The sequence below is a fragment of the Flintibacter sp. SJQ-8 genome (assembly GCF_054108085.1).
Map to the genome: position 1 here is coordinate 167,350 of NZ_JBPJWR010000004.1, position 17,854 is coordinate 185,203.

A 17,854-nucleotide genomic window follows, 5' to 3' on the forward strand; every position below is an offset into this window, starting at 1 on the left:
ATGCTGGAAGAACTGAAAGAAAAAGTATGCGCAGCCAACCTGATGCTGCCCAAGTATGACCTGGTCACCTTCACCTGGGGCAACGTCTCCGGCATTGACCGGGAGAAGGGCCTTGTGGTCATCAAGCCCTCCGGCGTGGAGTATGACACCATGACCGCCGAGGACATGGTGGTGCTGGACCTGAAGACCGGCGAGCGGGTGGAGGGCCGCTATAAGCCCTCCTCCGACACCCCCACCCACCTGGCCCTGTACCGGGCCTTCCCCGATCTTGGCGGCGTGGTCCACACCCACAGCCGCTGGGCCACCAGCTTCGCCCAGGCGGGCGTGGGCATCGAGGCCATGGGCACCACCCACGGGGACTATTTCTACGGCGAGATCCCCTGCACCCGGAAGATGACCGAGGAGGAGATCCGCGGGGAGTATGAGCTGGAGACGGGCAACGTCATCATCGAGACCTTCCAGGGCAAGGACCCCATGTCCATCCCCGGCGTGCTGGTCCACAGCCACGGCGTGTTCTCCTGGGGCACTGACCCGGAGAACGCCGTCCACAACGCGGTGGTCATGGAGGAGGTCGCCTTTATGAACTACCACGCCCTGATGCTCAACCCCGGCCACGGCCCCATGCAGCAGGTCCTGCTGGACAAGCACTATCTGCGCAAGCACGGCAAAAACGCCTATTACGGCCAGGGCTAAGTAAATCCCTGCCAAATCAGAGAGGGCAAGCGCCCCGGCGCTTGTCCTCTCTTTCGCTTCTCTCCCACCAACTCAACCAAAGGAGCCTGCCCCATGTATCAGCTGAAAAAGGTCTATCTGGAGATCACCAACGTGTGCAATCTGCGCTGCGACTTCTGTCCCGGCACCCGCCGCCCCCAGGGCTTTCTGTCCCCGGAGGACTTTTCTGTTTTAGCCCAAAAGCTGCGGCCCCACACGGAGTATCTCTATCTCCATCTCATGGGGGAGCCGCTCCTCCACCCCCAGCTGCCAAAGCTGTTAGACATCGCCGCCGGGCTGGGCTTTCAGGTGAATCTCACCACCAACGGTACCCTGCTCCCCCAGCGGGCCAGTTTGCTGTGCCAGAGCCCGGCGGTGCGGAAGGTCAGCGTCTCCCTCCACTCCTTCGAGGGGAACGAGGGCCAGGGCCAGCTGCTGCCCTATCTGGACAGCTGCATCGCCTTTGCCCGGCGGGCCGCCCAGGCGGGCAAGCGGTGCGCCCTGCGACTGTGGAATCTGGACGGCGAGCACACCCAGGGGGCCAACTCCTGCAACGAACAGATCCTCCGCCGCCTGGAGGAGACCTTCCCCCGGCCCTGGAAGGAGGGCTGGCAGGGCACCACCCTGGCCCCCCGGGTCTATTTGGAGTGGGGGGAGCGGTTCGAGTGGCCCGACCTGAACGCCGACGACCAGGGACAGTCCGGCTTCTGCCAGGGCCTGCGGGACCACGTCGGCGTGCTGTGGGACGGCACGGTGGTCCCCTGCTGCCTGGACCACGAGGGGGACATCCCCCTGGGGAACCTGTATGACGGCAGCCTGGAGGACATCCTGTCCTCCCCCCGGGCCAGGGCCATTTACAACGGGTTCTCCCAGGGCCGGGCCGCCGAGGAGCTGTGCCGCCGGTGCGGCTATCGCCGCCGCTTCTCCAAATGACCGTCGGCCTTTGGAAAAGCAGGATTTTCTACGTTTTTTCTATGGGCTGTCCCCTTGTCAGCATAGGAAAAACGCAGTATAATGTATGCGTTGCGTTATGCGCCGGATAAGGCAAATCCGCACAGCGGTTGCGAATCCCGGTCTACGGAGGTAACATATATGGTAAAAGCTATTGTGGGCGCCAACTGGGGCGACGAGGGCAAGGGCAAGATCACGGATATGCTGGCCGAGCAGTCCGACGTGGTCATCCGCTTTCAGGGCGGAGCCAACGCGGGCCACACCATCATCAACGATTATGGCCGCTTTGCTCTGCACATCCTCCCCTCCGGCGCTTTTTATCCCCACATCACCAACATCATCGGCAACGGCGTGGCCCTGGACGCGGCCAAGCTGGTGGCCGAGCTGAAGTCTATCACCGACCAGGGCGTGCCCGCCCCCAACCTGATCGTGTCTGAGCGGGCCCAGCTGCTGATGCCCTATCACGTGCTTCAGGACAGCTATGAGGAGGAGCGCCTGGCTGGCAAGGCCTTCGGCTCCACCAAGAGCGGCATCGCCCCCTTCTACTCCGACAAATACGCCAAGATCGGCATCCAGGTGTGCGACCTGTTCCACGAGGACCGGCTGCGGGAGCGTCTCACCGCCGCCGTCACCCTGAAGAACGTGCTGTTTGAGCACCTGTATCACAAGCCCGCCCTGAACGTGGACGAGCTGATGGACCAGCTGCTGGCCCTGCGGGAGCAGCTGCGCCCCTATGTGGGCGACGTGGTCACCTTTATCCACGAGGCCCTGGCCCAGAACAAGACCATCCTGCTGGAGGGCCAGCTGGGCTCTATGAAGGACCCCGACCTGGGCATCTTCCCCATGACCACCTCCTCCCACACCCTGGCTGGCTTCGGCTGCGTGGGCGCGCCTGTGCCCCCCACCGCCATGGAGGACGTGATCTGCGTCACCAAGGCCTATTCCTCCTCCGTGGGCTCCCACACCGAGCCCTTCGTCAGCGAGGTCCTGGGGGACGCCGGGGACGAGCTGCGCCGCCGGGGCGGCGACAAGGGTGAGTTCGGCGCCACCACCGGCCGTCCCCGCCGCGTGGGCTGGTTCGACGCCGTGGCCACCAAGTATGGCTGCATGGTCCAGGGTGCCACCCAGGTGGCCCTGACCTGTCTGGACGTGCTGGGCTATCTGGACGAGATCCCCGTGTGCGTGGGCTATGACATCGACGGCAAGATCACCGACAAGTTCCCCACCACCCCCGATCTGATGCGGGCCAAGCCCGTGTTCGAAAAGCTGCCCGGCTGGAAGTGCGACATCCGGGGCTGCACCGACTATAACGCCCTGCCCGAGAACGCCAAGAAGTACGTTGACTTTTTGGAGGCCCACATCGGCCACCCCATCACCCTGGTCTCCACCGGCCCCAAGCGCCACGAGATCACCCACCGCGCCACCAAGCTGTAATCATGTTTCACACGCCGGGTGCCGTTTCGGCATCCGGCGTGTGTCAATAAGGAGAACGCCATGAAACGTAAACTTCTGTCCGCCCTGCTGGCTCTCAGCCTCACCTTCTCCCTGTCCGCCGCCCCCGCCGCCGCCCTCACCCTGGACGAGGCCCGGCAGCTGCTGCGGGACCACTATGTGGACCAGATCCCTGAGAGCATCCTGTCTCTGGACTCCCTGGACGAGATCCTGGAGGCCCTGGGCGACCCCTACACCTATTACATGACCGCCGAGCAGTATCAGCAGTTCACCGACTCCGTCAACGGCGAGACCCTGGTGGGCGTGGGCATCACGGTGCAGACCGCCTATGACGACGGCTTTCTGGTCCTGTCCATCCTGCCCAACTCCCCCGCCAAGGAGGCCGGGCTTCAGGCCGGTGACCGGATCATCGCCGTGGACGGCGTGGAGATGACCGCCACCACCGACGTGCGCAGCGCCGTCACCGGGAAAGAGGGTTCCACCGTCACCCTGACCATCCGCCGCTCCGACGGCCAGGTGCGGGACTTCACCATGCAGCGCCGGGCGGTGGTCATTCCCATCGTCACCTATGACAAGGAGGGCAATGCCGGGGTCATCGAGTGCATCAGCTTTGGCGACTCCACCGGCGACACCATCGAGGAGGCCCTGACCGCCCTGGAGCCTGACGTGGCCGCCTGGATCATGGACCTGCGCAGCAACCCCGGCGGCGATGCCGATGCCGCCGCCGTGTCCGCCGGTCTGTTTGTGGGCAGCGACATCATGGTCTATTTCCGGGACGCCAACGGCAACTATCGCTTTGTGGGCACCACCCAATATTGCCCCGACCTGACGGACAAGCCCCTCATCATCCTCACCAGTGACTACTCCGCCAGCGGGGCCGAGCTGTTCTCCGCCGACGCCCGGGACCTGGGCTTTGGCATCGCCATCGGCCAGACCACCTTTGGCAAGGGCATCGCCCAGATGATCTTCAACAGCGCCAACACCGAGGACCTGTTCGACGGGGACGCCATGAAGATCACCGTCTATCGCTTCTACTCCCCCGACGGCGCCACCAACCAGTGGATGGGCGTGATCCCCACCCTGGTGATGTCCAAGGAGAATACGAAGACCGCCGCCATGCTCCTCACCCAGCCGGAGCCCAGCCGCAACGCGGGCTATTATAAGCTGGAGCTGGCGGGCTGGACCTTCTATATCAGCCGGGACGAGGCCCTGTCCGGGGACAACCGAGCCGCCTTTACCGAGCTGCTGGAGGCCCTGCCCCCCTCCGCCGCCCTGTACGAGGGGGAGCGCAACAGCGGCTGGAACGCCGTGACCCCCGCCAAGCTGGCCGAGAGCCTGGGGCTGGACTTCCACGCCCGCACCTTTGCTGACGCGGCGGACAGCCCCTTCGCCACCGAGATCGACACCCTGAGCACCTTCGGCCTGCTGGAGGGCTATGAGGACGGCACCTTCCGCCCCACCAATGCCATCACCCGGGCCGAGTTCTGCGCCATGCTCTCCAACGTGCTGGACCTGCCCGAGGGACAGAACCTGTCCTTCTCCGACGTGGCCGACGACGCCTGGTATAACAAGGCCGTGTCCGCCATGGCCGCCCGGGGCTTTGTCTCCGGCATGGGGGACGGGACCTTCCGCCCGGACGACACCATCACCTATGAGCAGATGACCACCATCCTGTCCTCGGTGGCCGTGTGGGCCAGCATGTCGGCGGAGGAGCTGAACGGCAAGACGGATATCTCCCTGGCCGACTATCAGGACTTCTCCCCCTGGGCCCAAAGGCCCGCCTGGATCATGGACCAGCTGGGCGCTCTGGTGGGCGGCCTCCAGCCCCAGGACCTGGCCACCCGGGAGACTGCCGCCGGGATGCTGTATGCCATGATGGACAGCCTGCACATCCTGTGGCAGTGAGCATCTCTTTTATTTGACCCCTCCGGTCCCCCCGCTGCGGGCGCGGGCCGTGTGATTTCAGAAAGGATATGACAACTATGACCAAGATCGACATTATCTCCGGCTTCTTGGGGGCCGGCAAGACCACCCTCATCAAAAAGCTGCTGGACCAGGCCTTCCGGGGCGAGAAAGTGGTCCTCATCGAGAACGAGTTCGGCGAGATCGGCATCGACGGCGGCTTTTTGAAGGACGCCGGGGTGGAGATCACCGAGATGAACTCCGGCTGCATCTGCTGCTCCCTGGTGGGCGACTTCGGCGCGGCCCTGAAGAAGGTGCTGGACGACTATGCCCCCGACCGCATCATCATCGAGCCCTCCGGCGTGGGCAAGCTGTCTGACGTGATCGCTGCCGTGGAGGGCGTGCAGAAGACCACCCCCGCCCTGCACCTGCACAGCTTTGTCACCGTGGTGGACGCCACCAAGGCCAAGGTGTATATGAAGAACTTCGGCGAGTTCTTCAACAACCAGGTGGAGCACGCCTCCGCCATCCTCCTCTCCCGCACCCAGAACATGGACCAGGCCAAGCTGGACACCGCCGTCCGTCTCCTGCGGGAGAAGAACGCCAAGGCCGCCATTCTCACCACCCCCTGGGACCAGCTGACCGGCGCGCAGATCGTCTCCGCCATGGAGGGCGGCCACTCCCTGGCCGAGGAGCTGATGGAGGAGATCGCCCACGAGCACCACGACCACGAGCATCATCACCACCATCACGATCACGAGCATGACCATGACGAGCACGATCATGACCATGAGCACCACCACGACCACGACGAGCACGAGCATCACCACGACCACGACGAACACGATCATGACCATGACCACGAGCACGAGCATCATCACCACGACCACGGGGATGACTGCACCTGCGACTGCTGCTGCGGCCACGACCATCACCACCACGACCACGACGCCGACGAGGTGTTCACCTCCTGGGGCCGGGAGACCGCCCGCAAGTACAGCCGCGAGGAGCTGCAGGAGGCCCTGTCCGCCCTGGCCATGGGCCAGGACTATGGCTATATCCTCCGGGCCAAGGGCATGGTGCCCTGCGAGGACGGCCAGACCTGGCTGCACTTCGACCTGGTGCCCGAGGAGTTCCAGATCCGGGAGGGCGCTGCCGACTACACCGGCCGCCTGTGCGTCATTGGCTCTGACCTGAAGGAGGACCAGCTGGAGAAGCTGTTCCTGCTGGCCTGAGGTGACGCGCCATGAATAACGATCCCCGTATCCCCCTGTATCTCGATCACCGGGTTTTTGGACAGCGGCAAGACCACCCTGCTCATCGACACCCTGGAGATGGACTATTTCAACGACGGCCAGCGCACCGTGCTGCTCATGTGCGAGGACGGCGAGGTGGAGTATAACGCCCAGTATCTGGCCGAGCGCAACTGCCGCCTGATCCCCATTGAGGACCAGAGCCAGCTGAACACCGCTTTCCTGGAGGAGATCGACCGCCGCTATCAGCCCGAGCGGGTGCTGCTGGAGTATAACGGCATGTGGCCCATCCAGATCCTGCGGGACCTGAAGCTGCCCAAGAACTGGGGCCTGTACCAGGCCATCGACGTCATCGACGGCACCACCTTCGAGATGTACCGCAGCAACATGCAGTCCATGATCATCGACATGGTGACCGAGGCGGACATGGTCCTGTTCAACCGCTGTAAGGAGGACATGCCCCTGTCCGGCTGGAAGCGCTCCATCCGGGCGGTGAACCGCATGTGCCAGATGGCCTTTGAGGACGAGAACGGCGACGAGCTGGAGGTGGAGGACATCCTCCCCTATGACCTGGAAAGTCCCCACATCGACCTGGAGGACCCGGACTATGGCATCTGGTATCTGGACATTCAGGAGCACCCGGACCGCTATGTGGGCAAGACCATCACCTTCACCGCCCAGGCCATGGTGGGCGGGCGTGTGCCCAAGGGCTGCTTCGTCCCCGGGCGCAACGCCATGACCTGCTGCGCCGAGGACATCCGCTTCTTCGGCTTCCTGTGCAAGTATGACAAGGCCAAGAGCCTGAAAAAGGGCGAGTGGGTCAAGGTCACCGCCGAGGTCCGCTGGGAGCAGGCCGCCGTGTACGACGGCGAGGGCGTGGTCCTCTATGCTCAAAGCGTCGAACCCGGTGAGCGCCCCGAGGACCCCTTAGTATATTTCGTGTAACCTTTCCACATTTTTTCGAAATATGTGCAAAAATCCCGCCGGTTCGTTTGAACCGACGGGATTTTTTTGTGCTTCACTTGCGCTGAACTCAGATCAGCCCACAAACTTGTTCCAATAGCCCATCACAAAGAGGTTCTACGTCAATAGTTGGGGTAGAGAAAAAGGAAATCGTCTCAAGCGGTGCCGGGAGTACTCTCGGCACTGCTTTTATGTGTGGCAAAACAGGATACGTCTTCTGAAATTATGGAAATTACGCATGCCGAAGCATACACGTTTCAGGACTTTCGTTTTGTTGTTGCAGCCTTCGATGAAGCCGTTTGACCAGGGTACATCCATAGAGTTCAAAATCTCGCGGAACCAGTTGCGATATGCTTTGATACAATCAGAAAATTCTGGTAGGCCCATTGTCTCAGCAGACCGCAGCCAATCGATCAGTTTCGGTTTTCCTGCCGCAGATGATTTGGCGCGTATCACGTCAAGAAACTCATTTTTTAGTCGATATGCGTCCGCAAGTCTGGGCGCGATCTCAAACATAAGAGCCAGCCGCTCCATTTCTTCGTTCGAGAGTTTTGCCATTGGTTTCATCAGAAGACATCTGGATCTCTTGAAGTATTTTCGGAATCTGGCGGAGGGTTTCTTCTGCTCCTTCTTTCTGACACGTTCCATCGCCCAATAGACCTGGCGGATCACATGATACCTGTCCGCGACAATGGCAGCGCCGGGAAAACAGGTTTTGGATACCGCTCGAAAATGAGGACTCATGTCACAGACAAAGTATTTTACACCGGTTTTGGATGGGAATTGTGAGAAATATTTGATAAGATCGTTCTCAAAGCGATTTGGTAAAATATCGACCACTTTGTGCTTTTCAGCATCCACGATAATGCTGTTGTACTTTTCTCCCCCGGAGTTGCCCTTGAATTCGTCGATGGAGAGCACTTCCGGCAATTGGGTCGGCTTAAAGGCGACGTATTTGAAATATCGCGCTGCGGTCGCCCCAGAGACGTTGTAGCGTGCGCCAATTTCTGAAGCGGGTACCAATTCATGAAACGCACCGATGATCGCAGCGACCAGCCGGCTGGTGACTCGGTGGTATCTTGGGAGAAAGAAATTTTTCTCAAAGAAGCGCTTGCCGCACATGCAGCGATAACGCCGCTTACGCAGGTGCAGCAGCGTTTTTCTGCCAAAGGGAACATCCTTGACCGTCTGCATTCGGTAGTCGTGTACACGGTCAGTGAGCGCGCCGCAGGCTGGGCACGGGTGCTTTGTTCTGGGTAATTCGAGGAAAATGTGTACCTCTCCAGAAATGTTTTCAACATTTGTAATAATCGCGTCTTCCAAGTTCAGCAGTTTTGCGGTATAATCTTTGTTGAGCATAGAGATCTTTCCTTTGTTGTGATTGGTGGTACTTTTATGATAAGGGATTTTTCCTCTATGCTCAACTTTTTTCATAATTAAGGGGTCAGGTTCTTCACCTGACCCCAACATTTATTATAGAACCCACAAAGATGAACAGGACGATCAGGGGCAGGATATAGGTGACGTACAGGCGGACGGCGGTGGGGAACTTCAGGCCGCTGCCGGTGTTGGCCTCGTTTAAGAAGTTCTTCCAGCCCCAGCCCCGCTTGCTCACGCAGAACAGCAGATAGACCAGGGAACCCAGGGGCAGCAGGTTGTTGGAGATGATAAAGTCCTCCAGGTCAGAGATGTTGCTGCCCGGACCCATGGGCTGGAAGCCCGCCCACAGGTTAAAGCCCAGCACACAGGGCATAGACAGCAGGAAGATGGCGATCAGGTTGACCAAAACGGCCTTCTTCCGGCTCCAGCCCCACATATCCATGGCGAAGGAAATGATATTCTCGAACACGGCGATGACGGTGGACAGGGCCGCGAAAGAGAGGAACACAAAGAACAGGGCGCCCCACAGCTGGCCCAGGGGCATCTCGTTGAAGATGTTGGGCAGGGTGATGAAGATCAAAGACGCGCCCTGGTCCGGGGACACCCCAAAGGCGGAGCAGGCGGGGAAGATGATCAGGCCCGCCACAAAGGCCACAAAGGTGTCCAGAATGCCGATGCGCAGGGCCTCGCCCCCCAGGGCATACTGCCGGTCAATATAGCTGCCGAACACAGCGATGGCTCCGATGCCCAGGGACAGGGTGAAGAAGGCCTGGCCCATGGCGGCGAAGACGCTCTCTCCCAGCCGCCACTTGCCGTTGGCGTCGTACATCAGATTCTTGAAGTTGGGCTGAAGATAGAACTTCAGGCCCTCGGCGCCCCCCTCCAGGGTGAGGGAGCGCACGGCCAGCACGGCCATGATGGCCAGCAGGCAGAGCATCATCACCTTGGTGATGCGCTCCACGCCGTTTTGCAGACCCTGGAGGCACACGCCCATGGCGATGAGCACCACAAGGGCCATAAACAGGGTCATGATCCCCGGCTCGCCCATGAGCTGACCGAACTGTCCGGCCACCCCGTCGGCATCCAGGCCCACAAAATCGCCCTTGGCCATTTTCAGGCAGTACAGCAGCAGCCACCCGGCGATGACGGTGTAGAACATCATCAGCAGATAGTTGCCCGCGATGCCAAACCAGCAGTACCAGTGCCACTTGCTTCCATTTGGCTCCAGCACGTGGAAGGAGCGGGCGATGCTCCGCTGGCTCCCCCGGCCCACGGCCAGCTCCATGACCATCACAGGCAGCCCTAAGATCACCAGGAACAGCAGATAGATGAGCACAAAGGCCCCGCCGCCATACTGTCCCGTGATATAGGGGAACCGCCACACATTTCCCAGCCCGATGGCACAGCCTGCCAAGATCAGCAGAAAGCCCAGCCGGGAGGAAAAGGTCTCTCTCTTCTCCATAAAAGCAAAAACATCTCCTCTTCTTGTTCCTGCAGCCAGACCGCTTCTTTCAAACGCTATCCGTGCCGCGATGCCGGTATATTTTACATGAGTTTGACCATTTGGTCAATCTTTTTCTGGATTTTTGTTGGTTCTTCCCTCTATTTTGCGCAAAACAGGGCGCTGTCCCCGGGTTCAGGGGGCAGCGCCCTGTCTGTGCTCTCTCAGGTCTGATCCGGCCCGGCGAACAGGTCGCCGCAGGACTTCAGGTCCACCTCGGGCATCAGCTCCTCCCCCACCACCTGGAGCATCCGATCCAGCTGGCGGGCCTCGTCCGGGGTGAAGCGGTTCTGGATCCGCTTCATCACCTGGCGCATATATTGGCTGCTGATGTTGTAATAGTTCATATACTTCTGGGTGGGCCGCAGGTGATACTCCCGCCGGTCCTGGTCTGAACGGATCTTCTCCACATAGCCCTTTTGGATCAGGCTGTTGACTTTATATGCCGCATTGGGCGAGGAGATGTGGACAAAGGCGGCAAACTCGTTGATGGTCGGCTCCTTCAGCGCCTGAATGATCTCCATGCAAAAGGTCTCCACCGCCGTCAGGCTGGCCTCCCGGTTCTGGAACCGGGAAAATACCTCCTGGTAAAAATGCAGCTTGAATTTCGTGTACACCTCGGAAAAGCTCTCCTCCAACAAATTCCGCACACTCCCCGTATCTTCTTTATTCCGGCTTGTCCGTCAGGGCAAAGGTCAGCTCCGCCTTACAGGCCAGCTTGCCGTCCACCCGGGCCTCTGCGGTACCAAAGCCCACAGGACCCCGCCGGGCCGTCAGCTGGCAGGACAGCTCCAGCACGTCGCCGGGCCGCACCTGCTGCTTGAACCGGGCATTTTTAATGCCGCCGAATAAAGCAAGTTTACCCTGATTTCCCGCTTCCGTCAAGATGGCCACCGCGCCCACCTGGGCCAGAGCCTCGATGATGAGCACGCCGGGCATCACTTTAAAGCCGGGGAAGTGGCCCTGGAAAAAGGGCTCGTTGGCGGTGACGCACTTGCGGCCCACGGCGCTCTGGCCGGGGACACAGTCCACGATCTTGTCCACCAGCAGGAAGGGATAGCGGTGGGGCAGCAGCTTTTCGATCTGGTCGATGTTCAGTTCCATGTTCAGCCCTCCCACTTTTTCAGCACGATGCAGGCGTTGTGTCCGCCAAAACCCAGGGAGTTGGACAGGGCAGCCTTGATGTCCGCCTTCCGCCCCTGATTGGGGACGATGTCCAGATCGCAGGCGGGGTCGGGGACCTGATAGCCGATGGTGGCGGGCAGATAGCCCTCCACCAGGGCCATGGCGGTAAAGATGGCCTCCACCGCCCCGGCAGCCCCCAGCAGGTGGCCGGTCATGGACTTGGTAGAGCTGACGGCCAGACGGGCGGCGTGGTCGCCAAACGTCGTATGGATGGCCGCCGTCTCGCAGGCATCGTTCATGTGGGTGGAGGTGCCGTGGGCATTGATATAGCCCACCTCCTCCGGCTTCATTCTGGCATCGGCCAGGGCCTGGGCCATACAGGCCGCACCGCCGGCTCCCCCGGGGGCGGGGGCGGTGATGTGGTGGGCATCGCAGTTGGCGCCGTAGCCCGCCACCTCGGCATAGATCTTGGCTCCACGGGCCTTTGCGTGCTCATATTCCTCCAGCACCAGCATCCCGGCGCCCTCGCCCATGACAAAGCCGCTGCGCTCCGCGTCAAAGGGGATGGAGGCGCGGGCGGGGTCCGTGCTCTCGCACAGGGCCTTCATGGCGGTGAAGCCGCCCATGGCCAGGGGGGTGATGGCCGCCTCGGCGCCGCCGCACAGCATCACATCGCCATAGCCGTCCCGGATGTGGCGGAAGGCATCGCCCACGGCGTTGGTGCCCCCGGCGCAGGCGGTGACCACACAGGTACACATGCCCTGAAAGCCGAAGCGGATGGCGATCTGACCGGCGGCCATGTTTGAGATGATCATGGGGATCATAAAGGGGGACACGGAGTCATAGCCCCGGCTCTCCCCCCGCAGGAAGGCACCGCCCACCGTCTCAAAGCCGCCGATGCCGCTGGAGCAGATGACGCCGCAGCGGGACAGGTCCTCCCGCTCCCGGTCCAGGCCGCTGTCATCCATGGCCTGCTGGGCGGCGATGAGGGCAAACTGGGTAAAGCGGTCCATCTTCTTGGCCTCCCGCTTGCCCAAAACGCCGTCGATGTCCAGGTCCTTCACCTCTCCGGCCAGCTTTACCCGCATGTCAGAGCAGTCATACCGGGTGATGGGGCCGATGCCGCACTTGCCGTCTTTGGCCGCCTGCCAGCTCTCCGCCACGCTGTTTCCAATGGGGTTCACCGTGCCCATGCCGGTGATCACGACCCTACGTTTTTCCATAGTAACCTCCTAAAACTCACACGGCCATTCCGCCGTCTACGCACAGCACCTGTCCGGTGATATAGGCGCTCTCTGGCCGGGCGAAGAAGGCCGCGGCCCGGGCCACGTCCTCCGGCTGGCCGGGGGCGGCCATGGGGATGGTGGCTAGCATGGCCGTCTTGGCCTTTTCGGGCAGCACGGCGGTCATGTCCGTCTCGATAAAGCCGGGGGCCACGGCGTTCACCGTGATGTTCCGGCTGGCCAGCTCTTTGGCGGCGGCCTTGGTCAGGCCCAGCACGCCCGCCTTGCTGGCGGCATAGCCCGTCTGGCCCGGGTTGCCCCGCAGGCCCACCACGCTGCTCAGGTTGACGATGCGGCCATAGCGCTGGCGCATCATCACTTTGGCGGCGGCCTTCATGCAGAAATAGGCCCCCTTCAGGTTGGTGTCCAGCACCTTGTCAAAGTCCTCCGGCTTTGCGGTCATCAGCAGGCCGTCCCGGGTGACGCCCGCGTTGTTCACCAGGATGTCCAGGCGGCCAAAGCGCTCCTTCACCTGGGCGATGAGACTCTCGCAGGCGGCGGGGTCAGACACGTCGGCCTGAAAGGCCTCCGCCTGAACGCCCAGGGCCCGGCAGGCCTCCACCGTCTCCTGGGCGGCCTGTTCGTTTCCGGCGTAGTTCACGGCCACCGCCGCGCCCTGGCGGGCCAGCTCCAGGCAGATGGCCCGGCCAATGCCCCGGCTGCCGCCGGTGACAAGGGCCACAGATTCGTTCATGGTCATTGGGCTGCTCCTTTCAGCTGCTCCGCCACGGTCTCAAAGTCGGCGGCGGTGTCGATGTGATAGGTCTGGATGCCGGGGGCGGTCTTTTTCACAAAGGAGGTGAGGGTCTTGCCCGGGCCGATCTCCAGAATGGCGTCGATGCCGTCGGCCTCCATGCGCCGGACGGTGTCCTCCCAATAGACGGAGGACTGCACCTGCTTCTCCAGCAGGGCGGGGATGGAATCTCCCGCCTCCATGGGGCCGCCCTTGCAGTTGAAATAGACGGGCAGGGCCATGGGGTGGAATGTAATGGTCTTGAAATAGTCGGCCAGGGCGTCGCCCGCGGGCTTCATCAGCCGGGTGTGGAAGGGGCCGCTGACCCGCAGGGGCATACAGCGCTTGGCACCCAGTTCCTTGGCGAGTTCTCCGGCCCGGTCCACAGCGGCCTTCTCGCCGCTGATGACCAACTGGCCGGGGCAGTTATAATTGCAGATCTGCACCACGCCCAGCTCACTTGCCTGGTCGCAGGCCGCTTGCAGCTTGTCCCGCTCCAGGGAGAGGACGGCGGTCATGCCGCATGCCAGGCCTTCAGCGGCCTGCTCCATGGCACGGCCCCGGAAGGCCAGAGTCTTCAGCACGGTCTCCCGGTCCAGCACCCCGGCGGCATACAGGGCGGAGTACTCCCCCAGGGACAGGCCCGCCGCCGCGCAGGGCTTAATGCCCCTGGCATACAGCAGGTCGGTGACCCCCACGGCAAAGGCCGCCATGCAGGGCTGGGTGTAGCGGGTCTGAGACAGCGTCTCGATAGGCCCTTCAAAGGTGAGGGTCTTCAGGTCAAAGTCCAGCCCGGCGTTGTCCAGCACCGCCCGGTATTCGGGGTACTGGTCATAGAAGTCCCGGCCCATGCCGACTTTCTGGCTTCCCTGACCGGCGTATACAAAGGCTAATTTCATGTTCAAACCTCCTGGGCCAGCCGGGCCACGGTGGCCTGATACTCAGCGTACATCTCTTCAAAAATAGCACGCAGGGGGCGGATCTCGTGGAGCATCCCGGCCACCTGACCGGCCATGAGAGAGCCCGTCTTGGTGTCCCCGTCGAACACCGCCCGGCGGAGGGAGCCCAGGGTATATTTCTCCAGCTCCATCTTGTCCGCCCCGGCCCGCTCCCGGGCCAGGTACTCCCGGGCCATCTGGTTTTTCAGGATGCGCACCGGCGCGCCCACGCTGCGGCCAGTGACAGTGGTGTCGCTGTCCTTGGCCTTCAGCAGGGCCTGCTTATAATTTTCGTGGATGGGGCACTCCTGGCTCACCAGCAGACAGGTGCCGATCTGCGCGCCGCAGGCCCCCAGGGCAAAGGCGGCGGCCAGCTGCCGTCCGCTGGCGATGCCTCCGGCGGCGATGACGGGCAGGTCGGTCATGTCCCGCACCTGGGGCACCAGGGCCATGGTGGTCAGTTCGCCCACGTGGCCGCCGCTCTCGGTGCCCTCAGCGATGAAGCCGTCCACGCCGAGAGGGGCCAGGCGGCGGACCAGGGTGGTGGCGGGGACCACGGGGAAGACCTTGATGCCCGCCTCCTTCCAGGCGGGGATATACTGGCTGGGCACCCCCGCTCCGGTGGTGACCACCTGGACGCCCTCCTCCACCACCACCTTGGCCATTTCGGCGGCGGCGGGGTTCATCAGCATGATGTTCACGCCGAAGGGTTTATTGGTCAGGGCCTTGCACCGGCGGATGTGCTCCCGCAGGGTGTCGGCATTCATGCCCCCCGCGCCGATCAGGCCCAGGGCCCCGGCGTTGGACACGGCGGCGGCGAATTCGCCGGTGGCGATGTTGGCCATGCCGCCCTGGATCAGGGGAAACTCGGTCCCCAGCAGTTCATTCAATTTCATATTCGCTTCTCCTCGCCTTCCGCGCCCTCTTTGCAAGTGCGCCTGTTGCAAATGTGGAATCCCTCAGTCAGCTTCGCTGACAGCCCCCTTTCACAAGGGGGCCATATTACCAGGTAAACAGCGCTCCGGCCCAGGTCAGGCCGCCGCCAAAGCCCACGGTGAGCACCCGCATGCCGGGCTTTAACAGCCCCTTCTCCACCAGCTCGTCCAGGGCCATGGGGATGCTGGCCGCGGAGGTGTTGCCATAGTGCTCCATGTTTTTATAGAACAGGCCCTCCCGGGCCTTCAGCCGCTTGGCCACAAAGTCGATGATCCGGGCGTTGGCCTGGTGGCAGACCACCAGGTCCAGGTCGTTGACCTGGCACCCCTCCGCCGATACCAGCTGGCGGATGGACCCCTCCACCACTTCAGTGGCAAAGCGGAACACCGTCTTGCCCTCCATGTGGACGGCGGACTTCTCCGGCCCGGGGCCCTGGACCCAGATGCTCTTGCTGTCCCCCCGGGAGCCGAACACGGTGTGCCACCGGGCGCTGTCCTCCCGGGCGATCACCGCCGCCCCGGCTCCGTCGCCGAAGAGGACGCAGGTGTTCCGGTCTGTGTGGTCCAGCACCCGGCTGATGACCTCCGCCCCCACCACAATGGCATAGGGCCGGGGGGCGTCGGCCAGCAGGGCGTGAGCCGTCTTGGTCCCATACAAAAAACCGGCGCAGGCGGCGTTTAAGTCAAAGCAGATGGTGTCTTCTTTCAGCCCCAGCCGCTGCTGGAGCATACAGGCCATAGAGGGGCTGGCAAAGTCGGGGGTAAAAGTGGCGACAAGGCACACGCCGATGTCCTCCGGCTTTAAGCCCGAGCGCTCCAGGGCCTGCCGGGCCGCCCCCTCCGCCAGGTCCATGCCGCTCTCTTCCTGGCAGAAGTGCCGGGCGTGGATGCCCGTGCGGCTGAACACCCACTCGTCGTTGGTGTCCACCGTGCGGCTCAGATCGTCGTTGGTGACGACTTTGGCGGGCAGGCAGCGTCCGGTGGCTAAAAATTTCGGTGCGCTCATGGCTCCTCCTCTCTTGCCGGAGGCAGTCCCTGCCCCATGGCGCGAAACATTTCATATCGCTGGCGGGCCAGCGCGGGGCCCTTCAGCTTGTCCAGGGCGGCCAGCTCCTTGCGCAGGGCGGCGTCCATGGTGTGGAAGGTGGCCTCCCAGTCGGTGTGGGCGCCCCCCTCCGGCTCCTTCAGCACCCCCTGGACGATGCCCCCCCGGCGCAGATCCTGGGCGGTGAGCTTCATCACGGCGCAGGCCTCCCCGCTGCGGGAGGCGTCCTTCCACAGGATGGAGGCAAAGCCCTCCGGGGACAGGACGGAGTACACCGCGTGCTCCAGCATGAGCACCCGGTTGGCCACGGCCAGGGCCAAGGCTCCGCCGCTGCCACCCTCCCCGGTGATGACGGAGATGACGGGCACGGTGAGGGAGCTCATCAGGGCCAGGCACTGGGCGATGGCCTCGCCCTGGCCCCGCTCCTCGGCCTCTTTGCCGGGGTAGGCCCCCGGGGTGTCCACAAAGGTGATGATGGGGCGGCCAAATTTCTCCGCCTGGCGCATCAGCCGCTGGGCCTTGCGATAGCCCTCCGGCCCGGGCATCCCGAAGTTGCACTTTAAGTTCTCCTCCAGGTTCTTGCCCTTCCGGTGGCCGATCACCGTTACCGGGCGGCCATGAAAGCGGGCGATGCCGCCCAGAATGCTGCCGTCCTCCCGGCACTGGCGGTCTCCCCGCTGCTCAAAAAAGTCGGTGAACAGGGCGGAGATAAAGTCCGCCGTCCCCGGGCGGCCCGGGTCACGGGCGATCTTCACTTTTTCTTCCGGCGTATAGTGGCTCATGCCCGTCCACCTCCCTCGTGCAGGGCCAGCAGCTGGCCCAGAACGGCCCGCCACTGGTCCCGGGGGACGATGCGGTCCAAAAAGCCGTGGTCCAGCAGATACTCCGCCCGCTGGAAACCCTCGGGCAGCTTCTCCCCGATGGTCTGTTCAATGACCCGGGGACCGGCAAAGCCGATGAGGGCCCCCGGCTCGGCCAGCATGATGTCCCCCAAGGAGGCAAAGCTGGCCGTCACCCCGCCGGTGGTGGGGTGGGTCAGGCAGGAGATATACAGCCCGCCCTTATCTTGATGCCGCTGGATGGCGGCGGCGGTCTTGGCCATCTGCATCAGGGAGAAAATGCCCTCCTGCATCCGGGCCCCGCCGCTGGCGGCGAAGATGATGAGGGGCAGGCGCCGCCGGGTGGCATACTCCGCCGCCCGGGTGACCTTCTCCCCCACGGCGGTGCCCATGCTGCCCATGAAGAAGCGGCTGTCCAGCACCACGCACACGGCCTTGTGTCCCATGATCTTACCCACGGCGGCCACCGCCGCGTCCCGCAGGCCGGTCTCCTCCTCCCGGACGGCCAGCTTGGCCGGATAGCCGGGGAAGTTCAGGGGGTCGGCTGGCTCCAGCTTCTCCTCCAGCTCCTGAAAGGTGCCCGGGTCCAGGATGATGGACAGGCGGTAATAGGCCCCAATGGGCTTGTGAAAGCCGCACCGGGGGCACACCTGGCGGTTGCGGCTCCAGTCCAGGGCGGAGCTGTCCTCTCCGCACCGGGGGCAGGGGATCTTGCGGGCGGAGGGGATCTTGCCCTCCCGCATGGCCTGATAGGTCAGCAGCCGGTCCCGGCGCTGGCGAAAGAAATAATTCACAGCTTCTCCTTTCCCGCCGTATCCAGAAAAAGAGCCGAATGTGCTTCGG

At 62.8% G+C, this 17,854-nt stretch carries 17 protein-coding genes; 6 read left to right on the forward strand and 11 right to left on the reverse strand.

The window, feature by feature from the left end; genetic code table 11:
- The 6 genes from araD to ACSAMP_RS01860 all read left to right on the forward strand — a co-directional run bounded on the left by araD (position 1) and on the right by ACSAMP_RS01860 (position 7,214).
- Positions 1–693 carry an L-ribulose-5-phosphate 4-epimerase gene (araD, locus tag ACSAMP_RS01835; RefSeq protein WP_457799309.1) on the forward strand — a complete coding sequence of 231 codons (693 nt, stop codon included), beginning with the start codon at positions 1–3 and terminating at the stop codon, positions 691–693.
- Between the two features lie 93 nt (positions 694–786).
- Positions 787–1,644 (forward strand): radical SAM/SPASM domain-containing protein, encoded by an 858-nt coding sequence (locus ACSAMP_RS01840; protein WP_457799310.1) that lies wholly within the window; start codon positions 787–789, stop codon positions 1,642–1,644.
- Positions 1,645–1,803: 159 nt separating this feature from the next.
- Positions 1,804–3,096 carry an adenylosuccinate synthase gene (locus ACSAMP_RS01845; protein ID WP_441796253.1) on the forward strand — a complete coding sequence of 431 codons (1,293 nt, stop codon included), beginning with the start codon at positions 1,804–1,806 and terminating at the stop codon, positions 3,094–3,096.
- A gap of 60 nt (positions 3,097–3,156) precedes the next feature.
- Entirely contained in the window at positions 3,157–5,019 is a 1,863-nt protein-coding gene (locus tag ACSAMP_RS01850) for a S41 family peptidase (protein WP_457799311.1), read from the forward strand.
- A gap of 77 nt (positions 5,020–5,096) precedes the next feature.
- A complete protein-coding gene (locus ACSAMP_RS01855; RefSeq protein WP_457799312.1) occupies positions 5,097–6,251 on the forward strand; it encodes a CobW family GTP-binding protein in 1,155 nt (384 codons plus the stop codon).
- A 45-nt stretch (positions 6,252–6,296) separates the two neighbouring features.
- Entirely contained in the window at positions 6,297–7,214 is a 918-nt protein-coding gene (locus tag ACSAMP_RS01860) for a TIGR03943 family putative permease subunit (RefSeq protein WP_457799597.1), read from the forward strand.
- 207 nt (positions 7,215–7,421) lie between these two features.
- Here the strand turns inward: ACSAMP_RS01860 and ACSAMP_RS01865 are convergent, their stop codons facing one another.
- The 11 genes from ACSAMP_RS01865 to accD all read right to left on the reverse strand — a co-directional run bounded on the left by ACSAMP_RS01865 (position 7,422) and on the right by accD (position 17,805).
- Positions 7,422–8,591: an ISL3 family transposase gene (locus ACSAMP_RS01865; RefSeq protein WP_457799313.1), complete on the reverse strand. Its 1,170-nt coding sequence runs from the start codon at positions 8,589–8,591 to the stop codon at positions 7,422–7,424.
- Between the two features lie 94 nt (positions 8,592–8,685).
- Positions 8,686–10,074, reverse strand: a complete 1,389-nt coding sequence (locus ACSAMP_RS01870) for a sodium-dependent transporter (protein WP_457799314.1) — start codon at positions 10,072–10,074, stop codon at positions 8,686–8,688.
- A 203-nt stretch (positions 10,075–10,277) separates the two neighbouring features.
- Entirely contained in the window at positions 10,278–10,754 is a 477-nt protein-coding gene (locus tag ACSAMP_RS01875; protein WP_227144654.1) for a MarR family winged helix-turn-helix transcriptional regulator, read from the reverse strand.
- A 25-nt stretch (positions 10,755–10,779) separates the two neighbouring features.
- On the reverse strand, positions 10,780–11,217 hold the full coding sequence (gene fabZ / locus ACSAMP_RS01880; protein WP_457799315.1) for a 3-hydroxyacyl-ACP dehydratase FabZ: 438 nt from the start codon (positions 11,215–11,217) through the stop codon (positions 10,780–10,782).
- A gap of 2 nt (positions 11,218–11,219) precedes the next feature.
- Positions 11,220–12,461, reverse strand: a complete 1,242-nt coding sequence (gene fabF, locus ACSAMP_RS01885; RefSeq protein ID WP_457799316.1) for a beta-ketoacyl-ACP synthase II — start codon at positions 12,459–12,461, stop codon at positions 11,220–11,222.
- A gap of 16 nt (positions 12,462–12,477) precedes the next feature.
- Positions 12,478–13,221 (reverse strand): 3-oxoacyl-[acyl-carrier-protein] reductase, encoded by a 744-nt coding sequence (gene fabG, locus ACSAMP_RS01890; RefSeq protein WP_147560524.1) that lies wholly within the window; start codon positions 13,219–13,221, stop codon positions 12,478–12,480.
- Entirely contained in the window at positions 13,218–14,153 is a 936-nt protein-coding gene (gene fabD / locus ACSAMP_RS01895; protein ID WP_457799317.1) for an ACP S-malonyltransferase, read from the reverse strand. The genes fabG and fabD overlap by 4 nt, the downstream gene beginning before the upstream one ends.
- Positions 14,154–14,155: 2 nt before the next feature.
- Positions 14,156–15,088, reverse strand: coding sequence for a nitronate monooxygenase (locus ACSAMP_RS01900; protein WP_457799318.1), 933 nt, complete (start codon positions 15,086–15,088; stop codon positions 14,156–14,158).
- Between the two features lie 106 nt (positions 15,089–15,194).
- Entirely contained in the window at positions 15,195–16,133 is a 939-nt protein-coding gene (locus ACSAMP_RS01905; protein ID WP_457799319.1) for a beta-ketoacyl-ACP synthase III, read from the reverse strand.
- Positions 16,130–16,954 (reverse strand): acetyl-CoA carboxylase carboxyltransferase subunit alpha, encoded by an 825-nt coding sequence (locus ACSAMP_RS01910; RefSeq protein ID WP_457799320.1) that lies wholly within the window; start codon positions 16,952–16,954, stop codon positions 16,130–16,132. The genes ACSAMP_RS01905 and ACSAMP_RS01910 overlap by 4 nt, the downstream gene beginning before the upstream one ends.
- Positions 16,951–17,805: an acetyl-CoA carboxylase, carboxyltransferase subunit beta gene (gene accD, locus ACSAMP_RS01915; protein WP_457799321.1), complete on the reverse strand. Its 855-nt coding sequence runs from the start codon at positions 17,803–17,805 to the stop codon at positions 16,951–16,953. The genes ACSAMP_RS01910 and accD overlap by 4 nt, the downstream gene beginning before the upstream one ends.
- Positions 17,806–17,854: the final 49 nt, after the last annotated feature.